Source organism: Achromobacter sp. Marseille-Q0513 (assembly GCF_018195695.1).
Taxonomy (GTDB): Bacteria; Pseudomonadota; Gammaproteobacteria; order Burkholderiales; family Burkholderiaceae_B; genus Achromobacter.
The window spans coordinates 1-14,901 of the sequence record NZ_JAGTJY010000047.1 but is presented as its reverse complement, the minus strand read 5'-3'; the positions used below and the strand labels follow the sequence as shown (position 1 = coordinate 14,901).

General features: G+C 64.8%; 17 protein-coding genes and 3 pseudogenes. 13 read left to right on the top strand and 7 right to left on the bottom strand.

Going from position 1 to position 14,901, the window contains the following annotated elements:
- Positions 1-328 precede the first annotated feature (328 nt).
- The 6 genes from KDH83_RS12280 to KDH83_RS12255 all read left to right on the top strand — a co-directional run bounded on the left by KDH83_RS12280 (position 329) and on the right by KDH83_RS12255 (position 5,964).
- A complete protein-coding gene (locus KDH83_RS12280; RefSeq protein ID WP_212315996.1) occupies positions 329-937 on the top strand; it encodes a TetR/AcrR family transcriptional regulator in 609 nt (202 codons plus the stop codon).
- Positions 934-2,154, top strand: a complete 1,221-nt coding sequence (locus KDH83_RS12275; protein WP_212315994.1) for a multidrug effflux MFS transporter — start codon at positions 934-936, stop codon at positions 2,152-2,154. The genes KDH83_RS12280 and KDH83_RS12275 overlap by 4 nt, the downstream gene beginning before the upstream one ends.
- A gap of 207 nt (positions 2,155-2,361) precedes the next feature.
- Entirely contained in the window at positions 2,362-3,429 is a 1,068-nt protein-coding gene (locus tag KDH83_RS12270; protein WP_212315992.1) for a nitronate monooxygenase, read from the top strand.
- A gap of 205 nt (positions 3,430-3,634) precedes the next feature.
- Positions 3,635-4,426, top strand: a complete 792-nt coding sequence (locus KDH83_RS12265) for an amino acid ABC transporter substrate-binding protein (RefSeq protein ID WP_212315990.1) — start codon at positions 3,635-3,637, stop codon at positions 4,424-4,426.
- A gap of 112 nt (positions 4,427-4,538) precedes the next feature.
- Positions 4,539-5,192, top strand: a complete 654-nt coding sequence (locus KDH83_RS12260) for an amino acid ABC transporter permease (protein WP_103274346.1) — start codon at positions 4,539-4,541, stop codon at positions 5,190-5,192.
- Positions 5,193-5,211: 19 nt separating this feature from the next.
- The gene (locus KDH83_RS12255) at positions 5,212-5,964 is read left to right on the top strand and encodes an amino acid ABC transporter ATP-binding protein (RefSeq protein ID WP_103276468.1); all 753 of its coding nucleotides are present in this window, start codon (positions 5,212-5,214) and stop codon (positions 5,962-5,964) included.
- Between the two features lie 27 nt (positions 5,965-5,991).
- On the opposite strand, the gene KDH83_RS12250 is transcribed toward KDH83_RS12255, so the two are convergent.
- From KDH83_RS12250 to KDH83_RS12240, 3 genes are all read right to left on the bottom strand, one after another.
- Positions 5,992-6,528: a hypothetical protein gene (locus KDH83_RS12250; RefSeq protein ID WP_212315988.1), complete on the bottom strand. Its 537-nt coding sequence runs from the start codon at positions 6,526-6,528 to the stop codon at positions 5,992-5,994.
- A gap of 1 nt (position 6,529) precedes the next feature.
- Positions 6,530-7,015 (bottom strand): hypothetical protein, encoded by a 486-nt coding sequence (locus KDH83_RS12245; protein WP_212315986.1) that lies wholly within the window; start codon positions 7,013-7,015, stop codon positions 6,530-6,532.
- Between the two features lie 104 nt (positions 7,016-7,119).
- Positions 7,120-7,767: a helix-turn-helix domain-containing protein gene (locus KDH83_RS12240; protein WP_212315984.1), complete on the bottom strand. Its 648-nt coding sequence runs from the start codon at positions 7,765-7,767 to the stop codon at positions 7,120-7,122.
- 91 nt (positions 7,768-7,858) lie between these two features.
- Here KDH83_RS12240 and KDH83_RS12235 point away from each other — a divergent pair, with 91 nt between their 5' ends.
- The 3 genes from KDH83_RS12235 to KDH83_RS12225 all read left to right on the top strand — a co-directional run bounded on the left by KDH83_RS12235 (position 7,859) and on the right by KDH83_RS12225 (position 10,258).
- Positions 7,859-8,827 (top strand): tripartite tricarboxylate transporter substrate binding protein, encoded by a 969-nt coding sequence (locus KDH83_RS12235; RefSeq protein ID WP_212315982.1) that lies wholly within the window; start codon positions 7,859-7,861, stop codon positions 8,825-8,827.
- 17 nt (positions 8,828-8,844) lie between these two features.
- On the top strand, positions 8,845-9,729 hold the full coding sequence (locus tag KDH83_RS12230) for a TauD/TfdA family dioxygenase (protein WP_212315980.1): 885 nt from the start codon (positions 8,845-8,847) through the stop codon (positions 9,727-9,729).
- Between the two features lie 196 nt (positions 9,730-9,925).
- Positions 9,926-10,258 carry a hypothetical protein gene (locus tag KDH83_RS12225; RefSeq protein ID WP_212315978.1) on the top strand — a complete coding sequence of 111 codons (333 nt, stop codon included), beginning with the start codon at positions 9,926-9,928 and terminating at the stop codon, positions 10,256-10,258.
- A 351-nt stretch (positions 10,259-10,609) separates the two neighbouring features.
- On the opposite strand, the pseudogene KDH83_RS12220 reads toward KDH83_RS12225, so the two are convergent.
- A pseudogene (locus KDH83_RS12220) lies at positions 10,610-10,876 on the bottom strand (IS256 family transposase); the annotation flags it as partial.
- Positions 10,877-10,930: 54 nt separating this feature from the next.
- Here KDH83_RS12220 and KDH83_RS12215 point away from each other — a divergent pair.
- The 4 genes and pseudogenes from KDH83_RS12215 to KDH83_RS12200 form a co-directional block, all read left to right on the top strand.
- Positions 10,931-11,023 (top strand): annotated as a pseudogene (locus tag KDH83_RS12215) (IS5/IS1182 family transposase); the annotation flags it as partial.
- Between the two features lie 277 nt (positions 11,024-11,300).
- Positions 11,301-11,852 carry a hypothetical protein gene (locus KDH83_RS12210; protein WP_212315976.1) on the top strand — a complete coding sequence of 184 codons (552 nt, stop codon included), beginning with the start codon at positions 11,301-11,303 and terminating at the stop codon, positions 11,850-11,852.
- Positions 11,853-11,894: 42 nt separating this feature from the next.
- Positions 11,895-12,353, top strand: a complete 459-nt coding sequence (locus KDH83_RS12205) for a hypothetical protein (protein ID WP_212315974.1) — start codon at positions 11,895-11,897, stop codon at positions 12,351-12,353.
- A gap of 226 nt (positions 12,354-12,579) precedes the next feature.
- Positions 12,580-13,407, top strand: a complete 828-nt coding sequence (locus KDH83_RS12200; RefSeq protein WP_212315972.1) for a hypothetical protein — start codon at positions 12,580-12,582, stop codon at positions 13,405-13,407.
- Between the two features lie 192 nt (positions 13,408-13,599).
- Here the strand turns inward: KDH83_RS12200 and KDH83_RS12195 are convergent, their stop codons facing one another.
- The 3 genes and pseudogenes from KDH83_RS12195 to KDH83_RS12185 form a co-directional block, all read right to left on the bottom strand.
- A complete protein-coding gene (locus KDH83_RS12195) occupies positions 13,600-13,758 on the bottom strand; it encodes a hypothetical protein (protein ID WP_212315970.1) in 159 nt (52 codons plus the stop codon).
- 105 nt (positions 13,759-13,863) lie between these two features.
- Positions 13,864-14,063: pseudogene (locus KDH83_RS12190) on the bottom strand (IS5/IS1182 family transposase); the annotation flags it as partial.
- A gap of 49 nt (positions 14,064-14,112) precedes the next feature.
- Positions 14,113-14,901 (bottom strand): ABC transporter ATP-binding protein (locus tag KDH83_RS12185; protein ID WP_249205045.1); only part of this gene is annotated, 789 nt, incomplete at its 5' end.

Genomic DNA, 14,901 nt, shown 5'->3' with positions numbered 1-14,901 from the left:
TGCCCGCGTTCGGCGTATTCTTCGGCGCGTGCGCCCTGCCGCTGGCCTTGGCCTGGGCGGCGCTGACGCGCTTGCCGGTCATGCCATTCCGCAAAACCGCCGCGCGCTTTGAAAGAACGGAGCCGGAGTCCGGCGTCCAGGCGGACGCGGGCTAGCGGGGCGGGCTAGCGGGGCGGGCGTCCGCCGACCAGGGCGCGGCTGTCGATCGGGTATGTCATCCAATTAGACTACCGATCGGTAGTTAGTATATAGTCTGTCGCATCCAGGGGCCGCGCCTGCCGTGCGCAGCGCGTCCGGCCCGCCACGGACAGACACAGGAATTCCCGCCATGACACGCACTCCCGCCGTCCAGCGCATCCTCGACGCCGCGCTCGGCCATTTCGCCCGCCACGGCTACGAAGGGGCATCGCTCGCCGATATCGCCGACACCGTCGGCATCCGCAAGGCCTCGCTCTACACGCACTTCGCCAGCAAGGACGCCTTGTACATGGAGATCTTCGGCGACGCGCTGGCGCAGGAAGTGGCGGTGGCCCGGCAATGCTTCGAGGACGAGCCACAGGACGCCTTGCCCGGCTCCGAATACTGCGCCCACCTGATCGGACGGCACGGCCAATCCGATCCGCTGCGCTTCCTGCTGCGCGCCAGCTACGTCACGCCGGACGCGCTGGAAGCCGCCATCACCGCCGGCTATGAAACCTATCTGGCGCAGCTGCGCGCCGATTTCGACGCCCGGCTGCGCGCCTGGGCCGGCAAGCGCGGCAAGCTGGCCAAGGCCGACGCGGCGCGCTACGGCGAGGCCTACCTGGGCATGGTCGACGCCGTGCAGGTCAAGCTGGTCTACACCAACGCCGGGCAGGCGGGCGCGCGGCTGCACGCCATGCAGCGCGTGCTGTCCGATGCGCTGGCGCACGCCCTCGGCCCGGAGCGCAAGGCATGAACGGCGCGACCATCACCACGCGCCACGGCGATCTCATCGGCGCCGGCCTGATCCTGCTGCTGGCCCTGCTGACCGCGCTGGATGCGATGGCGATCGACATGTACCTGCCGGGCATGCCCGCCATCGCCGACGATTTCGGCGTGTCGGCGGGCCGCATCCAGCAGACCCTGTCCGTGTTCCTGGCCGGGCTGGCCATCGGCCAGGCCCTGTATGGCCCCTTGCTGGATCGCTATGGCCGCCGCCTGCCGCTGCTGGCCGGCGTGGCGGTGTTCGTCGTGGGCTCGGTGATGGCCGCGCTGGCGCCGACGGGGGAATGGTTGCTGGCCGCGCGCTTCGTGCCGGCGCTGGGCGCGGCGGCCGGGCTGGTGACGCCGCGCGCCATCGTGGCGGACCTGTGCGGCGTGGCGGAATCGGCGCGCATCTTCTCGCTGCTGATGCAGGTGATGATGATCGCCCCCATCGCCGCGCCCATCCTGGGCGGCTATCTGCTGGGCCATGGCGGCTGGCGCATTGTGTTCTGGGTGCTGGCCGGCCTGGGCGCCGCCGGGCTGCTGTGGGGCTGGCGCGCGCTGCCGGATTCGCTGCCGCCGGAGCGCCGCGCGCCGCTCAAGGCCGGCGCCATCCTGCGCGCCTATGGCCGGCAGCTGCGGCATCCGGCCTTCATGGCCTACACGCTGGCGGGCGGCTTCGTGCTGGGTTCGCTGTTCAACTACATCAGCGCCTCGGCCTTTGTGTTCACCGGGCATTTCGGCTTGAGCGCGTCGCAGTTCAGCTACCTGTTCGCGGGCAATTCGGTGGCGCTGGTGCTGGGCGGCGCGATCAGCAACCGGCTGCTCGGCCAGGGACGCACGGCCGGCGGCATCATGCTGGCCGGCATCGGCGCGCACGCGCTGGCGGGGCTGGCGCTGTTCGGCGCGCTGCGGGCGGGACTGGCGCCGTTCACCGTGTACGCGGGCCTGCTGGCCGTCGCCGTCGGCGCGCTGGGCATGATCTTCGGCAATCTCACCGCCTTGACCATGAGCCATGCCGGCAAGCAGGCGGGCGTGGCCTCGGCGCTGATGGGCACGCTGCACTACCTGATGTCCGCGGCCATCGGCTACGCCGTCAGCCTGGCGCCGCAGGGACCGGCCGCGCTGCCCTTGGCGATCTTCGCTTGCGGCGCGCTGGCGGCGGGCCTGAGCGTGGCGGCGGGGCGCAAGGCGCGGGCGGGGCGCTAGTGTGCCGTCCCGCAGATACGCCCGCGCGAAATTCCCCCCGGCCGGGGCTGCGAGGGCAGGGGCGCGGCGACAAGATGGGCGCCGGAGTCCACAAGCCGGACGATCCCAAGTCTGGCATGCTTACGGCTGCGCATTTCGCCGAGTACGCTGAGCGGCTGACGCATTCCTGCCCCTCGAAGGGCGCGCCCCTGATTCCCGGACCCGACCATGAAGAAATCACTGCCGTCGAAACTGCCCCTGATCCAAGCGCCGATGGTCGGGTCCTTCAGCCCGCTGGCCGCTGCCGTCTGCCAGGCGGGCGGCCTGGGCTCGCTGGCCTGTGCGGCGCTGGGCGCCGACGCGCTGCGCGCGCAGATCGCCGATATCCGCGCGCACACCGGCGCGCCGTTCAACGTCAACTTCTTCAGCCATGTCGCCCCCGCGCCCGACGCGGCCGCGCAGGCGCGCTGGCGCGAGACCCTGGCGCCGTACTACGCCGAGGCCGGGCTGGACCTGTCGGCCGCCGGCAGCGGGCCGGGCCGCGCGCCGTTCGACGAGGCCATGTGCGAGGTCGTCGAGGACACCCGTCCGGCCGTGGTCAGCTTCCATTTCGGCCTGCCGCCCGAGGACCTGCTGGAGCGCGTGCGCCGCAGCGGCGCCATGATCCTGTCCTCGGCCACCACGGTCGAGGAAGCGCGCTGGCTGGACGCGCGCGGCGTGGATGCCATCATCGCCCAGGGGGCCGAGGCCGGCGGCCATCGCGGCATGTTCCTGACCGACGACATCCATGCCCAGCCGGGCCTGTATGCCTTGCTGCCGCAGGTGGTGGACGCGGTGCGGGTGCCGGTGATCGCCGCCGGCGCCATCGCCGATGGGCGAGGCATCGCGGCGGCCTTCGCGCTGGGCGCCAGCGCGGTGCAGATCGGCACGGCCTATCTGCTGACGCCGCAGGCCGGCCGCTCAGAGATCCACCGCCAGGCCGTGCGCGCGGCGCGCGACGACACCACCCGCCTGACCAATCTGTACACCGGCCGGCCCGCGCGCGGGCTGCTGACCCGCTTCATGCGCGAGCAGGGGCCGATGAGCGACGCGGCGCCGGTGTTCCCGCTGGCGACCGGCGCGGTCGATCCGCTGAAGGCCGCGTTCGAAAAGGCCGGCAAGGGCGATTTCTCGCTGCTGTGGGCCGGCGAGGCCGGCGCGCTGGCGCGCGAGGAAGACGCGGGCGCGCTGACGCGCCGGCTGTGGGACGAGGCGCTGGCCTGCGCCGGGCGCCTGGGCCAGGCCATGGGCGTTTGAGTGCCGTTGTGAGCCGTTGTGAGCCGTTGAGCGCGGTTCAATGCGGCTTGTCGCCATGGCGCGCGCGGCACGGCCCGGGGCGTGGTTTTCCCTGTTGCGGCCCCAAATCGGCCGCAGCCCGATCAATGAGGGCTAAAATACCGCCTCGCTGCACCTACCCAGCCACCGGCTTCTTCATTCTCGCGCCCCGCGCGCTTCCAAAACCATGAAAAAACTGACTGCTGTTCTCCTCGTGACCGCCAGCTCGCTGCTGGCCGCCTGCGGCCCGAGCGACAACGCGCCCAAGGCCGCCGCCAACGCCCCGGCGCAGGCCCGCAAGGTCGTCGTCGGCCTGGACGACAACTTCCCGCCCATGGGTTTCCGCGACGCGAACAACCAGATCGTCGGCTTCGACATCGACATGGCCAAGGAAGCCAGCAAGCGCCTGGGCATGGAAGTCGAGTTCAAGCCCATCGACTGGAGCGCCAAGGAAGCCGAGCTGAACGGCAAGCGCGTCGACGTGCTGTGGAACGGCCTGACCATCACCGAAGAGCGCAAGAAGAACATCAGCTTCACCGCGCCTTACATGGCCAACCACCAGATCATCGTGGTCGGCACCGCCTCGCCCGTGAAGGTCAAGGCCGACCTGGCCGGCAAGGTCGTCGGCGCGCAGGACGGCAGCAGCGCCACCGACGCCATCGCCAAGGATCCGGTCGCCGGCAGCATCAAGGAAGTCAAGAAATTCGGCGACAACGTCACGGCCCTGATGGACCTGGCCGCCGGCCGCCTGGACGCCATCGTCGTGGACGAAGTGGTGGGCCGCTACCTGATCAGCAAGCGCGCCGGTGAATACCGCGTGCTGGACGAGAACTTCGGCACCGAGGACTACGGCGTCGGCGTGCGCAAGGACGACGCCGACCTGCTGGCCAAGCTGGACAAGACCCTGGGCGAGATGAAGCAGGACGGCGCCGCCGGCCGCATCGCCACCCAGTGGTTCGGCGCCAACATCATCAAGTAAACGGCACGGACGCGCCCGCCGGCCTCGCGGCCACGGGCGCGGCGCCCGCGCGCCCGGCGCGCGCCCGTCCACGACTCTGCGTCCGCCCCGCGCGGCGCGAACCTTCCTCTGCATGGACTACGTACTCTCCCTCCTGGGGCCCCTGGCGCAAGGCGCGAAAGTCACCTTGACGCTGTTCTTCATCACGCTGGCCCTGGCCGTGCCGCTCGGGCTGGCGCTGGCGCTGGCGCGCATCTCGCGGTGGCGCGCATTGAGCCAGCTGGTCAACGGCTATATCTGGCTGATGCGGGGCACCCCGCTGATGCTGCAGATGCTGTTCATCTATTTCGCCTTGCCCTTCGTGCCGGTGATCGGCGTGCGCCTGCCGGACTTCCCGGCCGCCGTGGTGGCCTTCGCGCTGAACTACGCCGCGTACTTCGCCGAGATCTTCCGCGCCGGCATCCAGTCGGTGGACCGTGGCCAGTACGAGGGCAGCAAGGTGCTGGGCATGAGCTATCTGCAGACCATGCGCCGCATCGTGCTGCCGCAGATGGTGCAGCGCGTGCTGCCGCCCATGAGCAACGAGACCATCACGCTGGTCAAGGACACCTCCCTGATCTACGTGCTGGCCCTGAACGACATCCTGCGCACGGCGCGGGGCATTGTGCAGCGGGACTTCACCACCACGCCCTTCCTGGTGGCCGCCGCCTTCTACCTGATCATGACGCTGGTGTTGACGTGGTTCTTCCAGCATCTGGAAAAGCGCTATGCCAAGTACGACCAGTAATCCCATGGATCGTCCCGTCATGATCCAGGCCGACGGCATCGTCAAGTCCTTCGGCGCCAACCGCGTGCTGGACGGCGTGTCGCTGACCCTGTCCAAGGGCGAGGTGGTGGCGGTGATCGGGCCGTCCGGCTCGGGCAAGAGCACCTTCCTGCGCTGCCTGAACCACCTTGAGACCATCGACGAGGGCAGCATCGCCGTGGAGGGCGAGTTCCTGGCCCAGGCCGCCGCCGGCGGCCGCAGCCAGTACGCGTCCGACGCGGACGTGCGCCGCATCTGCCGCAAGATGGGCATGGTGTTCCAGTCGTTCAACCTGTTCCCGCACATGACGGTGCTGCAGAACGTCATCGAGGCGCCGCTGACCGTCAAGCGCATGCCGCGCGACGCCATCGTGCCCAAGGCCGAGGAACTGCTGCGCAAGGTCGGCCTGCTGAACAAGCGCGACAACTATCCGGGCCGGCTGTCCGGCGGACAGAAGCAGCGCGTGGCCATCGCGCGGGCGCTGGCCATGGAACCGGACATCATGCTGTTCGACGAACCGACCTCGGCGCTGGATCCCGAGCTGACCGGCGAAGTGCTGCGCACCATGAAGCAGCTGGCCGACGAGCACATGACCATGCTGGTCGTCACCCACGAAATGGGTTTTGCCCGCGAAGTCGCGCACCGCGTGGTCTTCATGGACGACGGCCGCATCGTCGAACAGGCCGATTCCCAGGAATTCTTCCGCGCCCCGCGCGAGGCGCGCACGCGCGAGTTCCTGGCGCACATGCTGTAGGTCGGATCCCGGATCCCGGATCCCGGATCAGGAAGCGATATCGAGCTTTGCCATCGCCGCTGCGCTCAAGGGCAGGGCGATGGTCGCTTCCTGCTCCAGGTAATGCCGCGACGGGTCGATCCTGACCGCCAGGCCGGACAAGCCCCGATTGCACAGCCCGAACTGATGTTCCGTGGCCGGCGCGTTCAGCGCGATCCGCGTCTCCACGGACGGCGCCGCCGCCATCCGCAGCCCCATGCTGCGCTTCAGCGAGCGATAGGATGCCAGGCCCTTGGCGTCGAGCTCGTCCACGCTGTATTCCAGCGTCAGGCCCATCGTGCCGTCGTCGAGCGGCGCCACCGGCACGGCCAATTCCAGCATGGTCCAGTACCAATGCTGACCGCCTTGTTCAAGGAACAGGCGCGTGATCTCCAGCTCGACCCGCGTCCTGGCGGGCAAGTCGGTGCGCAGCACCAGGCGCAGGCTGGGCGGCGCGTAGCTCACCGACAGTTCAAACCGATCGCAAACGGCCTGGACGGCGCGATCCTTGGGGCGGCTCAGGGCGCGGGCTTGCTTGTTGCCCATGTCAGGATGCCTGATTGAACAGCGCCGGCAGCACGCGGCCCGCGATGACCGCTTCGCAGAAGCCTGCCCAACTGTCGGCCACGACCGTCACTGCTTCAAACTCGGGTTCGATGCCGTGCACGACGGCGCCGGTGGCCTGGTCGATCGCCAGGAACTCGTAGTCGCCGGCCACGCTCATCAACACGGGCAGGTGGCGGTCCCAGAAGGTATTGATGCCTTGGCGGTCCTCATCATCCAGCGCGGCGTCCAGGCTCAGGCGCTTGAATTCGTCCCAGGCAAAGGCGCTGTCGGCCGTGCCGGCGTAGTCGGCGGCCGACAGGAACCAGACGCTTTCGTCGGCGCGGCACAGCAGGGCATAGCGGCCCAGGAAATCCCGGTGCGCGGCATGCGCGCCCGGCGGCGGCGTCGCGGGATCGGCGGCGCGCGCCACGGTCCAGCCCAGATCGGCCAGATGCGCGAGTAGACGGTCATGGATGTTGTGCTGCATGCGGGCTCCGCGTGGGCCTCGCGCCAGGAACGGACGAGGCACGCCATGCTACCAAGCTTGCGATGGCCTGGGGATTGCCAAGCATGCGTTCAAGCCTCGCGCGCTTACACCGGCGCCAATCGGATCAGCCGGCTGACGCGTTCGGCGGCGTCCTGCAGCGCCGGCACGATCTCGTCACGGATGCGTTCCTCGGGCGCTTCCTGCACGCCGGTGGAGATGCCGATGGACAGCACGCGCGCGCCGGTCTGCGGCACCGGCACGGCCACCGAGACCTGATTGCTGTCCGGATAGTCCAGCGTGCAGCATTCGCCGGGCGGCAGGCGCAGCGCGCCGGCCAGCGCGCTCGCGGGCGGCAGCACGCTGCCCACGCGCAGGTTCATCACCACCAGTCGGCGCCTTTCGGCCGGCGCCATGGCGCGGCCGATGATGATCACGCCGTCGGCATGCGCCTCGCCCAGGTTCGAGGTGCCCGAATAGGCCTCGGCCAGCTGCTGCAAGGTTTCCTCGACGGCGCCGGACACGCCCAGGCTGTCCAGCGCGGCGAAGCCCAGCTCGAACACCTGCGGCGTCAGGCGCCAGCGGCTGTCCTCGCGCGCCGTGTATCCCTCTTCCTCCAGCGTCAGCAGGAAGCGCAGCACCGTGGGGTGGGGCAGGTCCACCGCGCGCGCCAGATCCGCCAGCGTGGGCCGGCCGTTGCCGCCGAAGGCGCGCAGGATCGCTAGACACCTCTGGATCGATCTATTATTCTTCATTCGTTCATTTAGTGATCTATATGTTCATCTAGTGAACTATATCCATAAACGATGCCGACGGCAAGACCCGCGGCCAGGGAAGGAGACAAATATGAAACGCATCGCGCTTGCGCTGATGGCGGGGATGGCGGTGGCCGCCTGTCCCGTCGGCGCGCAGACGGCCTGGCCCGCCCAGCCCGTCAAATGGATCGTGCCGTACCCGCCGGGCGGCTCGACCGACATGCTGGCCCGGCTGGTCAGCCACAAACTCGGAGAGCGTCTGAAGCAGACCGTGATCGTCGAGAACAAGGCCGGCGCCGGCGGCAACCTGGGCACCGACTACGCGGTCAAGCAGCCGGCCGACGGCTACACCATCGTGATGGGCAATATCGGCCCCATCTCGATCAACCCCGCGCTGTATCCCGACCTGCCGTACAAGCCCCAGCGTGATCTGGCGCCGGTCACCATGCTGATGAGCGTGCCGAACCTGCTGGTGGTCAACCCGGCGCTGCCGGTGAAATCCGTCAAGGAGCTGATCGACTACGCCAAGCGCGCCGGCGCGCCGCTGGGCTATGCCACGCCGGGCACCGGCACCTCGCTGCACCTGGCCGGCGAACTGTTCGCCAGCACCGCCGGCATCCGCCTGACCCACGTGCCGTACCGGGGCAGCGCGCCGGGGCTGAACGACACCGTGGCCGGCCATGTGCCGATGATGTTCGACAACATGCCGTCGGCGCTGCAACTGGTGAAGGCCGGCAAGTTGCGCGCGCTGGCCATCACCAGCGCCACGCGCTCGCCGCAATTGCCGGACGTGCCCACCATGGCCGAGGCCGGCCTGCCGGGCTACGAGATATCGGGCTGGTTCGGCGTGCTGGTGCCCGCCGCCACGCCCAAGCCCATCGTCGAACGGCTGAATCAGGAACTGCTGGCGGTGCTGGCCATGCCCGACGTGCGCGAGCAGATCGCGGCCATGGGCGGCATCGTCGTCGCCGACGGGCCGGCCGGCTTTGGCCGCTACATCGCCAGCGAAACCGACAAGTGGGGCGCGCTGGTGCGCAGCGCCCAGATCAAAGTCCAATGAACCTGGAGGAGACTGTCATGAGCAATCCGTATCGCCATCTGCAAACCCGGCCCATCGCCGGCGCGCTGGGCGCCGAGATCGACGGCGTGGACCTGTCGCGCGAACTGCCCGCCGAGGTATTCGAGGAAATCCGCCGCGCGCTGCACGAGAACCTGGTGATCTTCTTCCGTGGCCAGCGCTTGACGCCGCAGCAGCACATCGACTTCAGCGCCCGCTTCGGCGAGTTGCTGGAAGTGCCCTTCGTGCGCGCGCTGGACGGCTATCCGGCCATCCTGCCGGTGATGAAGGGCAAGGCCGAAACCAAGCGCCGCCTGTTCGGCGGCCTCTGGCACAGCGACATGAGCTACGCGCAGGAGCCGCCGCTGGGCTCGGCGCTGTATGGCCGCGTGATCCCGCCCTATGGCGGCGACACCATGTGGGCCAATATGTACCGCGCCTACGACACGCTGTCGGACCGCCTGAAGCAGATGCTGGACGGCCTGAACGCCGTGCACAGCGCCGTGCGCTCCTATGGCTCGGGCGGGGCGGTGGTGAACAACGGCGATCCGGCGCACAAGATGGACGTGCGCACCGACGACCGCGCGGTCCAGGAAGTCATCCACCCCGTGGTGCGCGTGCACCCGGCCACGGGCCGCAAGGCGCTGTATGTGAACAGCACCTACACGCTGCGCTTCGACGGCATGACGCAGGAGGAAAGCGAACCGCTGCTGCAATTCCTGTACGAGCACGCCGCCCGTCCGGAATTCACCTGCCGGTTCCGCTGGAGCGAGGGCGCGCTGGCGCTGTGGGACAACCGCTGCACCCAGCACCTGGCGATGAATGACTACGACGGGTTTGACCGCGAGATGCACCGGACGACGATATCGGGGGATCGACCGGTGGGGGTGGCGCTGCGGGTGTAGCGGATTTGTCCGCCTTCGGACATTGCGCTGCATGGCCAGCCCTATACTTCGGGCATCGCCGCGACAACGGCGATCCCGGAGTGGAAGCTGGGAAAGCTATGGCGGACAGCCGCCCAGGCGGCTTTTTCCTTGAGCCCGCTCGCCCCATCCGTGAATTGGGGGAGTGGGTTCTCCAGCCGCTATCGGAGGCAGCGCCATGACGCAACATCCCCTCACTCAGAATCCGTGGACCATCGAAACCGACCCTGAACACGGTCTGGTCCCTCTCTCTCATCTTATCCACCTCGACCGCGCCCGATATGCCATCGGGGCCATCGCCCGCATGGTCGGCAATAGCGCATCCGAGCCCGATGCCACCGGTGCTCCACCATTGGACACGTGGACAGTGGCCGCGTTGATGGGCGGCGTGGAGAGCCTTTGCGATCATTTGGGTTCCTTGACCGACGCCATGCTGGAGCAGGCCAGGTCCTGCGCAGCGGAAGATGATCGTGGCGGCGCGGCGCATGGCGCGCCGGTGTCGATTCAGTAGTCCGGCAGACAAGAGATCCGCGCGTGTGCATGCGACGCGCGGGTCTCTTCAATGCTCTTCAAAAATGGAGCGTGACTTCGCCGGGATTGCTGCTCGTCATGCGGACCGGACAGTTTGGCGACGCCATGCCTGCTGACTTGCTGTGCCACTCAGGAGTGACCAGATCTCCTCGGGAGAGTCTTAAGGATATGGCTGCAAAAGTGAACTGCTGTCCCTCTCTCGAATCACGTAGCTGTATATCTGCTGACCAGGCCCGACACGTTGGCATTCTCCGTGGTACAGATTGTTTTCATGGCGGCAGTACACGCTGGACATCTCCCACGTTCCGAGATTCGTCCATTCCAATACTGGCCGCACAGGGGCTTCCTCGGTGAGCACCGTCTTGGCGCCCTTGCCATTGCGCTGGTTGGCGACATCGGCCGGCTTGGCCGCACCGCTCGGATAGCCTAGATGATGGTTCATCTCGCCTGCGAGCGCTCGCTCAATCAATGCCTTCTTGAAAGCCAGAGAGGCGGCGTTGATGGCTTCGGCCGTCATCGGGCCGTTGCCGAACGACTCCAACAGCTCAGGGGGAATAGCCGGCAGATCCGCCAGCTTGGACTTCGGGGTGCGAGGCATACATACTCCTTGGACGTATGTTATGCCCTGAACACGAAATTAATGACAGGCCCCATCCGCTTCGAGCGGCACCTCGACACCCATTTGGCACTGCTCAAGCTCGCCTGCGCCATTATCTGTCTGCGCTTCGTCGAGCGGTTTTTTTAGCCGCTCTTAGCCCATCCCATTACACAGATCTCATAGCATTTGTGTCGAGCAAACCGTGCGGTACAACCAACGACGGCCCCATTCTAGTCTAGCGGACCAGACCGCGGGTGAGGCATACTTTGCCACGCTGCCAGCGATCAAATCGGCAGCTTGACCGCACCAGCGCTTCCACTTAAAAACTTCGGATCCCTGTCCGAACAAGCGAAGCCACCTCCCGCCGCCTTTGTCGCACCCAATACCAGTTGTCCAACCATGTAAATCTTCAAGGAATAAGAACATGAGCACGGATGTACTTGGCGTTGTCTCTCATGACAACTATGTCACCTTCCAGACCTCTAGTATTCAAAGTGTCCGTTTTTATTTATCAGGCTACACCATTAGTGATGGGCAGCCTTGGGGAGGGATAAGCGACGGGCAGGTGGATGGCGGGAGGCAAGGAATTGTCGTCCGAGCGGGTCGACACAAAACATCCGATTGTGCTCAGTGGTTCATCTCCGTTGTGGAAGGCGGCGGCATGATTGCCACCGCTAACGGCACTGCCTTCCATACGGACTCCGAACCGCGGGAGCTGAATTTCGCCATTTTCGGAACAATGCGTTTCATATTGAACAATGGAACGTTTTTTACTTTTAGAGATTTAGCGATCGGCCAAGGAAATTCGGCGAACGGCGATAACAACTGGTGGATAGGAAGCCGCCTTGGCACTCGCAGAAGTGGAACGTCACTCGACTATCAGGTCCTATCCGAGGACAAGCTCGGTAGAATTTATGTTGATTTGGGAAATTTCGATGCTAGCGAAGGCATAAGCTACTTCAAATTCAGAGCATAATTCAATTGTGTATCAGCACGCACATTAGAAAACGAGGATGCCATGTCTATTACCTACATTGCCCACTCCGCACTGCAGGCTGCTGACGGAAACTATTGCGGCGTGATTGCCGACAGCGACGGCAGATACCGATTGTACGCTTCGTTCACGGTGCCCGATGAGTGGTGCATGTTCATATGTGATACTCAGGACGCCGATACCATTGCGCTAAGGGGGGTAAACAACCTATATCTAAGCAGAGTCTATTACTCGAAAGACGACCCTCATGCGATCGTTGCGGCAAAGGCGTCCGTCGACGTTTATTCTCGCTTCACCGTCACACGCCCCGACCCCACCGATCAGAGCCTTATCTATTTGAAGGCGGACGACAATACATACCTCTCGGTCATCAAGGACTCTCCCGACAACACCCCTTACATTAGATCGGGAAAGGTCACTCCAGATGAATGGTGTAAATTTAGATTTCAAACCGTCGCCGTGGGGGTGTCGCCAAGCACTTGATTTCAAAGGATTCGTCGCGTGAGTTTCAGCGCATCCAGACTTTACCAAAGCCTCTTGTAAGCCATTGATTTGAGAAGCGTTTTTACTTGCGCATAAAGGGATGGGCTTAAGCCTGCTAGGCAAACATATTTTGCTGATCAGTGATGGCGTTTATTCAGCCTAATCCGATGCCTTTCGCCCATGCCGGCGCATAGATATTTTCGCAAACCATTTTATACGGAATCTTATGAGTGATATCAAAAATGCTTACGCCGCACTAGATGTCTACGGGGACTCCAGTAGCTTAGGAGTATACGCACACGATAAATCTAGCTACCTGTGCGCCGATGTGTCCTCCTTGCGTAGGACATCTCAATTTACCGTAGAGCCTCAAAGTACTGAAACTATTGCCCTGAAAGCATCAAACGGATTGTATCTAAGTAGATACTACGAATCCGCAAGTATTCCCGGTGCAATTCGAGCGGCGAAAAAAAGTATCGATGAGTTTTGCGTATTCACTGTCGAGCGCGCAGATGAATCTGATTATGGTATTGTTTATCTGAAAGCAGATAACGGAAACTACCTCTCCGTTGTGAAATCCAATTCAGATAATAAGCGCTATATTAGAGCTGTACGTCCTAAACCCGATTCATTAGCGAAATTTAGATACAAAACTGCCATAACAGCCGGGAAGAACGCCGAACCCGCGAATGACAGCCCGTACACTTTCAATTGGGAAGGGATACAAGTGACGATAAGAAAAATAAATGGCACTCCTATCCCCTACCTATACAATATTTACCTTCCAGACAAAGTGTGTAAACAATTGAGCGGCACGCCTAAAAAGATTGCACAAGCACTTGGCTCGATTTCTGCATATATTGCCAATCTCCTTGCGAATGCAGGGAAAATGGCGATACCTGTAGCCGCTGCTGCCCTCGCACTGTCCACTTGGATGGCGATATGGTTGTTCGTGATTTGGTGGCAGAACAAGGGCCAGGGCGTAACGCTGGTGACCTATGGAACGCCCTTCCAGCCGTATTGGGCTTGCTATTCAGGCCATGTGGCACCTTGAGATGACGCCTATTTAGTAGTAGCCGGTCCTTTGCCGACGCCATTGCCGAGATGTTGCAAGACTCTGATGCTACGTGTCCACGTGGACACGTAGCATCAGAGGGTCAGAATGAACGGTAAATTGGATTTATGTAATCCAACGGTAGCAAATTACGTGAGGCGACAGGTCAGCGCGAGTTGCAATTCTGATGAATCAATGCGGCCGGCCAAAATGATTGGCGCCGCCCACTTGCGGAGTGCCGCGTTCGCACGGAACGCGAGCGCCGTTCTCCGTTTCGAACGGCGCGACCAGCCATCGCTCGATGTACAAAAGAATCCAGTCTTCCTTGATGTGGGCGCGCATCGCATTCATCAGCAGCCCGTGATCGATTTGATCGAAGGCCGCCTTGATGGTCGGTCCTGAACAATCCGGGTAAGGCTCGGGAGGAGCATTACTGTGTAAGCATTACAGTGATGACTATCGGGTTGCAGTCGCGGCAGCAGAACCGGCCAAGCGTTCAATCGATAGCGCCAGGAACAGGGCGTAAAAAAGCCGCAGCGGCGCAGCAGCAGCCGGATGTTTTGGCCCGCGCCGCACAGCACCGCGTGGATCGCATCGCCCAGTGTGCCCTTGAGCCAGTTCCTTGCGAGTTTGCGGTCGGCCTTCATGTGTCCAATCTGCACCCTCCCGGGCCAACAGGGCTGCCCGGGAGGGGCAGGCACCGGGCTATGTGGCGCGCGTCTGCACGGTCAGATCCGGGCGCATGCGATTGCCCCGGCGCGGCACGATCATCGGACTGCCGGTCTCCGGATCGGGCATCACCCGGCAGTCCAGGTCGAACACCTGGCGCAGCGTCGCCTCGTTCACCACCTCATCGGCCGCGCCCTGGGCCGCGATGCGGCCTTCGCGCATCATGACGACGCGGCTGGCGTAGCGGAACGCCAGGTTCAGGTCGTGCAGCACGACGACCAGGGTCCGGCCGGCCGCGTGCAGGCGGGCGCAGAGGTCCAGCAGGTCCAGCTGGTGGCGGATGTCCAGGAAGGTGGTGGGCTCGTCCAGCAGCAGGATGCCGGTGTCCTGGGCCAGCACCAGCGCCAGCCAGACGCGCTGGCGCTGGCCGCCGGACAGCGTCTGCACCGGGCGTTGCGCCAGCTCGGTCAGTTCGGCATCGGCCAGCGCGGCGTCGACGGCTAGCGCGTCGGCCTCGCTCCATAGTCGCAGCAGCGATTGATGCGGATAGCGGCCGCGCGCGACCAGGTCGCGCACGGTGATCAGTTCGGGCGCCTGCGGATCCTGCGGCAGGTAGGCCAGCCGCCGCGCGACCGCCTTGGGTCGCAGGCCGGCGAGATCGGCACCGTCGAGCAGGGCGCGGCCCTGAGTGGGTGCGAGCGCGCCGCCCAGCACGCGCAGCAGTGTGGACTTGCCGCAGCCGTTGGGGCCGACGACGGCGGTGAAGGCGCCGGCGGGGATCGTCAGCGACAGGCCGTCCAGCACCTTGCGGGCGCCGTAGGCCAG

Coding starts and splice junctions, on each gene's coding strand:
- KDH83_RS12280 (WP_212315996.1), top strand. CDS start 329: ATGACACGCACTCCCGCCGTCCAGCGCATCCTCGACGCCGCGCTCGGC.
- KDH83_RS12275 (WP_212315994.1), top strand. CDS start 934: ATGAACGGCGCGACCATCACCACGCGCCACGGCGATCTCATCGGCGCC.
- KDH83_RS12270 (WP_212315992.1), top strand. CDS start 2,362: ATGAAGAAATCACTGCCGTCGAAACTGCCCCTGATCCAAGCGCCGATG.
- KDH83_RS12265 (WP_212315990.1), top strand. CDS start 3,635: ATGAAAAAACTGACTGCTGTTCTCCTCGTGACCGCCAGCTCGCTGCTG.
- KDH83_RS12260 (WP_103274346.1), top strand. CDS start 4,539: ATGGACTACGTACTCTCCCTCCTGGGGCCCCTGGCGCAAGGCGCGAAA.
- KDH83_RS12255 (WP_103276468.1), top strand. CDS start 5,212: ATGATCCAGGCCGACGGCATCGTCAAGTCCTTCGGCGCCAACCGCGTG.
- KDH83_RS12250 (WP_212315988.1), bottom strand. CDS start 6,528: ATGGGCAACAAGCAAGCCCGCGCCCTGAGCCGCCCCAAGGATCGCGCC.
- KDH83_RS12245 (WP_212315986.1), bottom strand. CDS start 7,015: ATGCAGCACAACATCCATGACCGTCTACTCGCGCATCTGGCCGATCTG.
- KDH83_RS12240 (WP_212315984.1), bottom strand. CDS start 7,767: ATGAAGAATAATAGATCGATCCAGAGGTGTCTAGCGATCCTGCGCGCC.
- KDH83_RS12235 (WP_212315982.1), top strand. CDS start 7,859: ATGAAACGCATCGCGCTTGCGCTGATGGCGGGGATGGCGGTGGCCGCC.
- KDH83_RS12230 (WP_212315980.1), top strand. CDS start 8,845: ATGAGCAATCCGTATCGCCATCTGCAAACCCGGCCCATCGCCGGCGCG.
- KDH83_RS12225 (WP_212315978.1), top strand. CDS start 9,926: ATGACGCAACATCCCCTCACTCAGAATCCGTGGACCATCGAAACCGAC.
- KDH83_RS12210 (WP_212315976.1), top strand. CDS start 11,301: ATGAGCACGGATGTACTTGGCGTTGTCTCTCATGACAACTATGTCACC.
- KDH83_RS12205 (WP_212315974.1), top strand. CDS start 11,895: ATGTCTATTACCTACATTGCCCACTCCGCACTGCAGGCTGCTGACGGA.
- KDH83_RS12200 (WP_212315972.1), top strand. CDS start 12,580: ATGAGTGATATCAAAAATGCTTACGCCGCACTAGATGTCTACGGGGAC.
- KDH83_RS12195 (WP_212315970.1), bottom strand. CDS start 13,758: ATGAATGCGATGCGCGCCCACATCAAGGAAGACTGGATTCTTTTGTAC.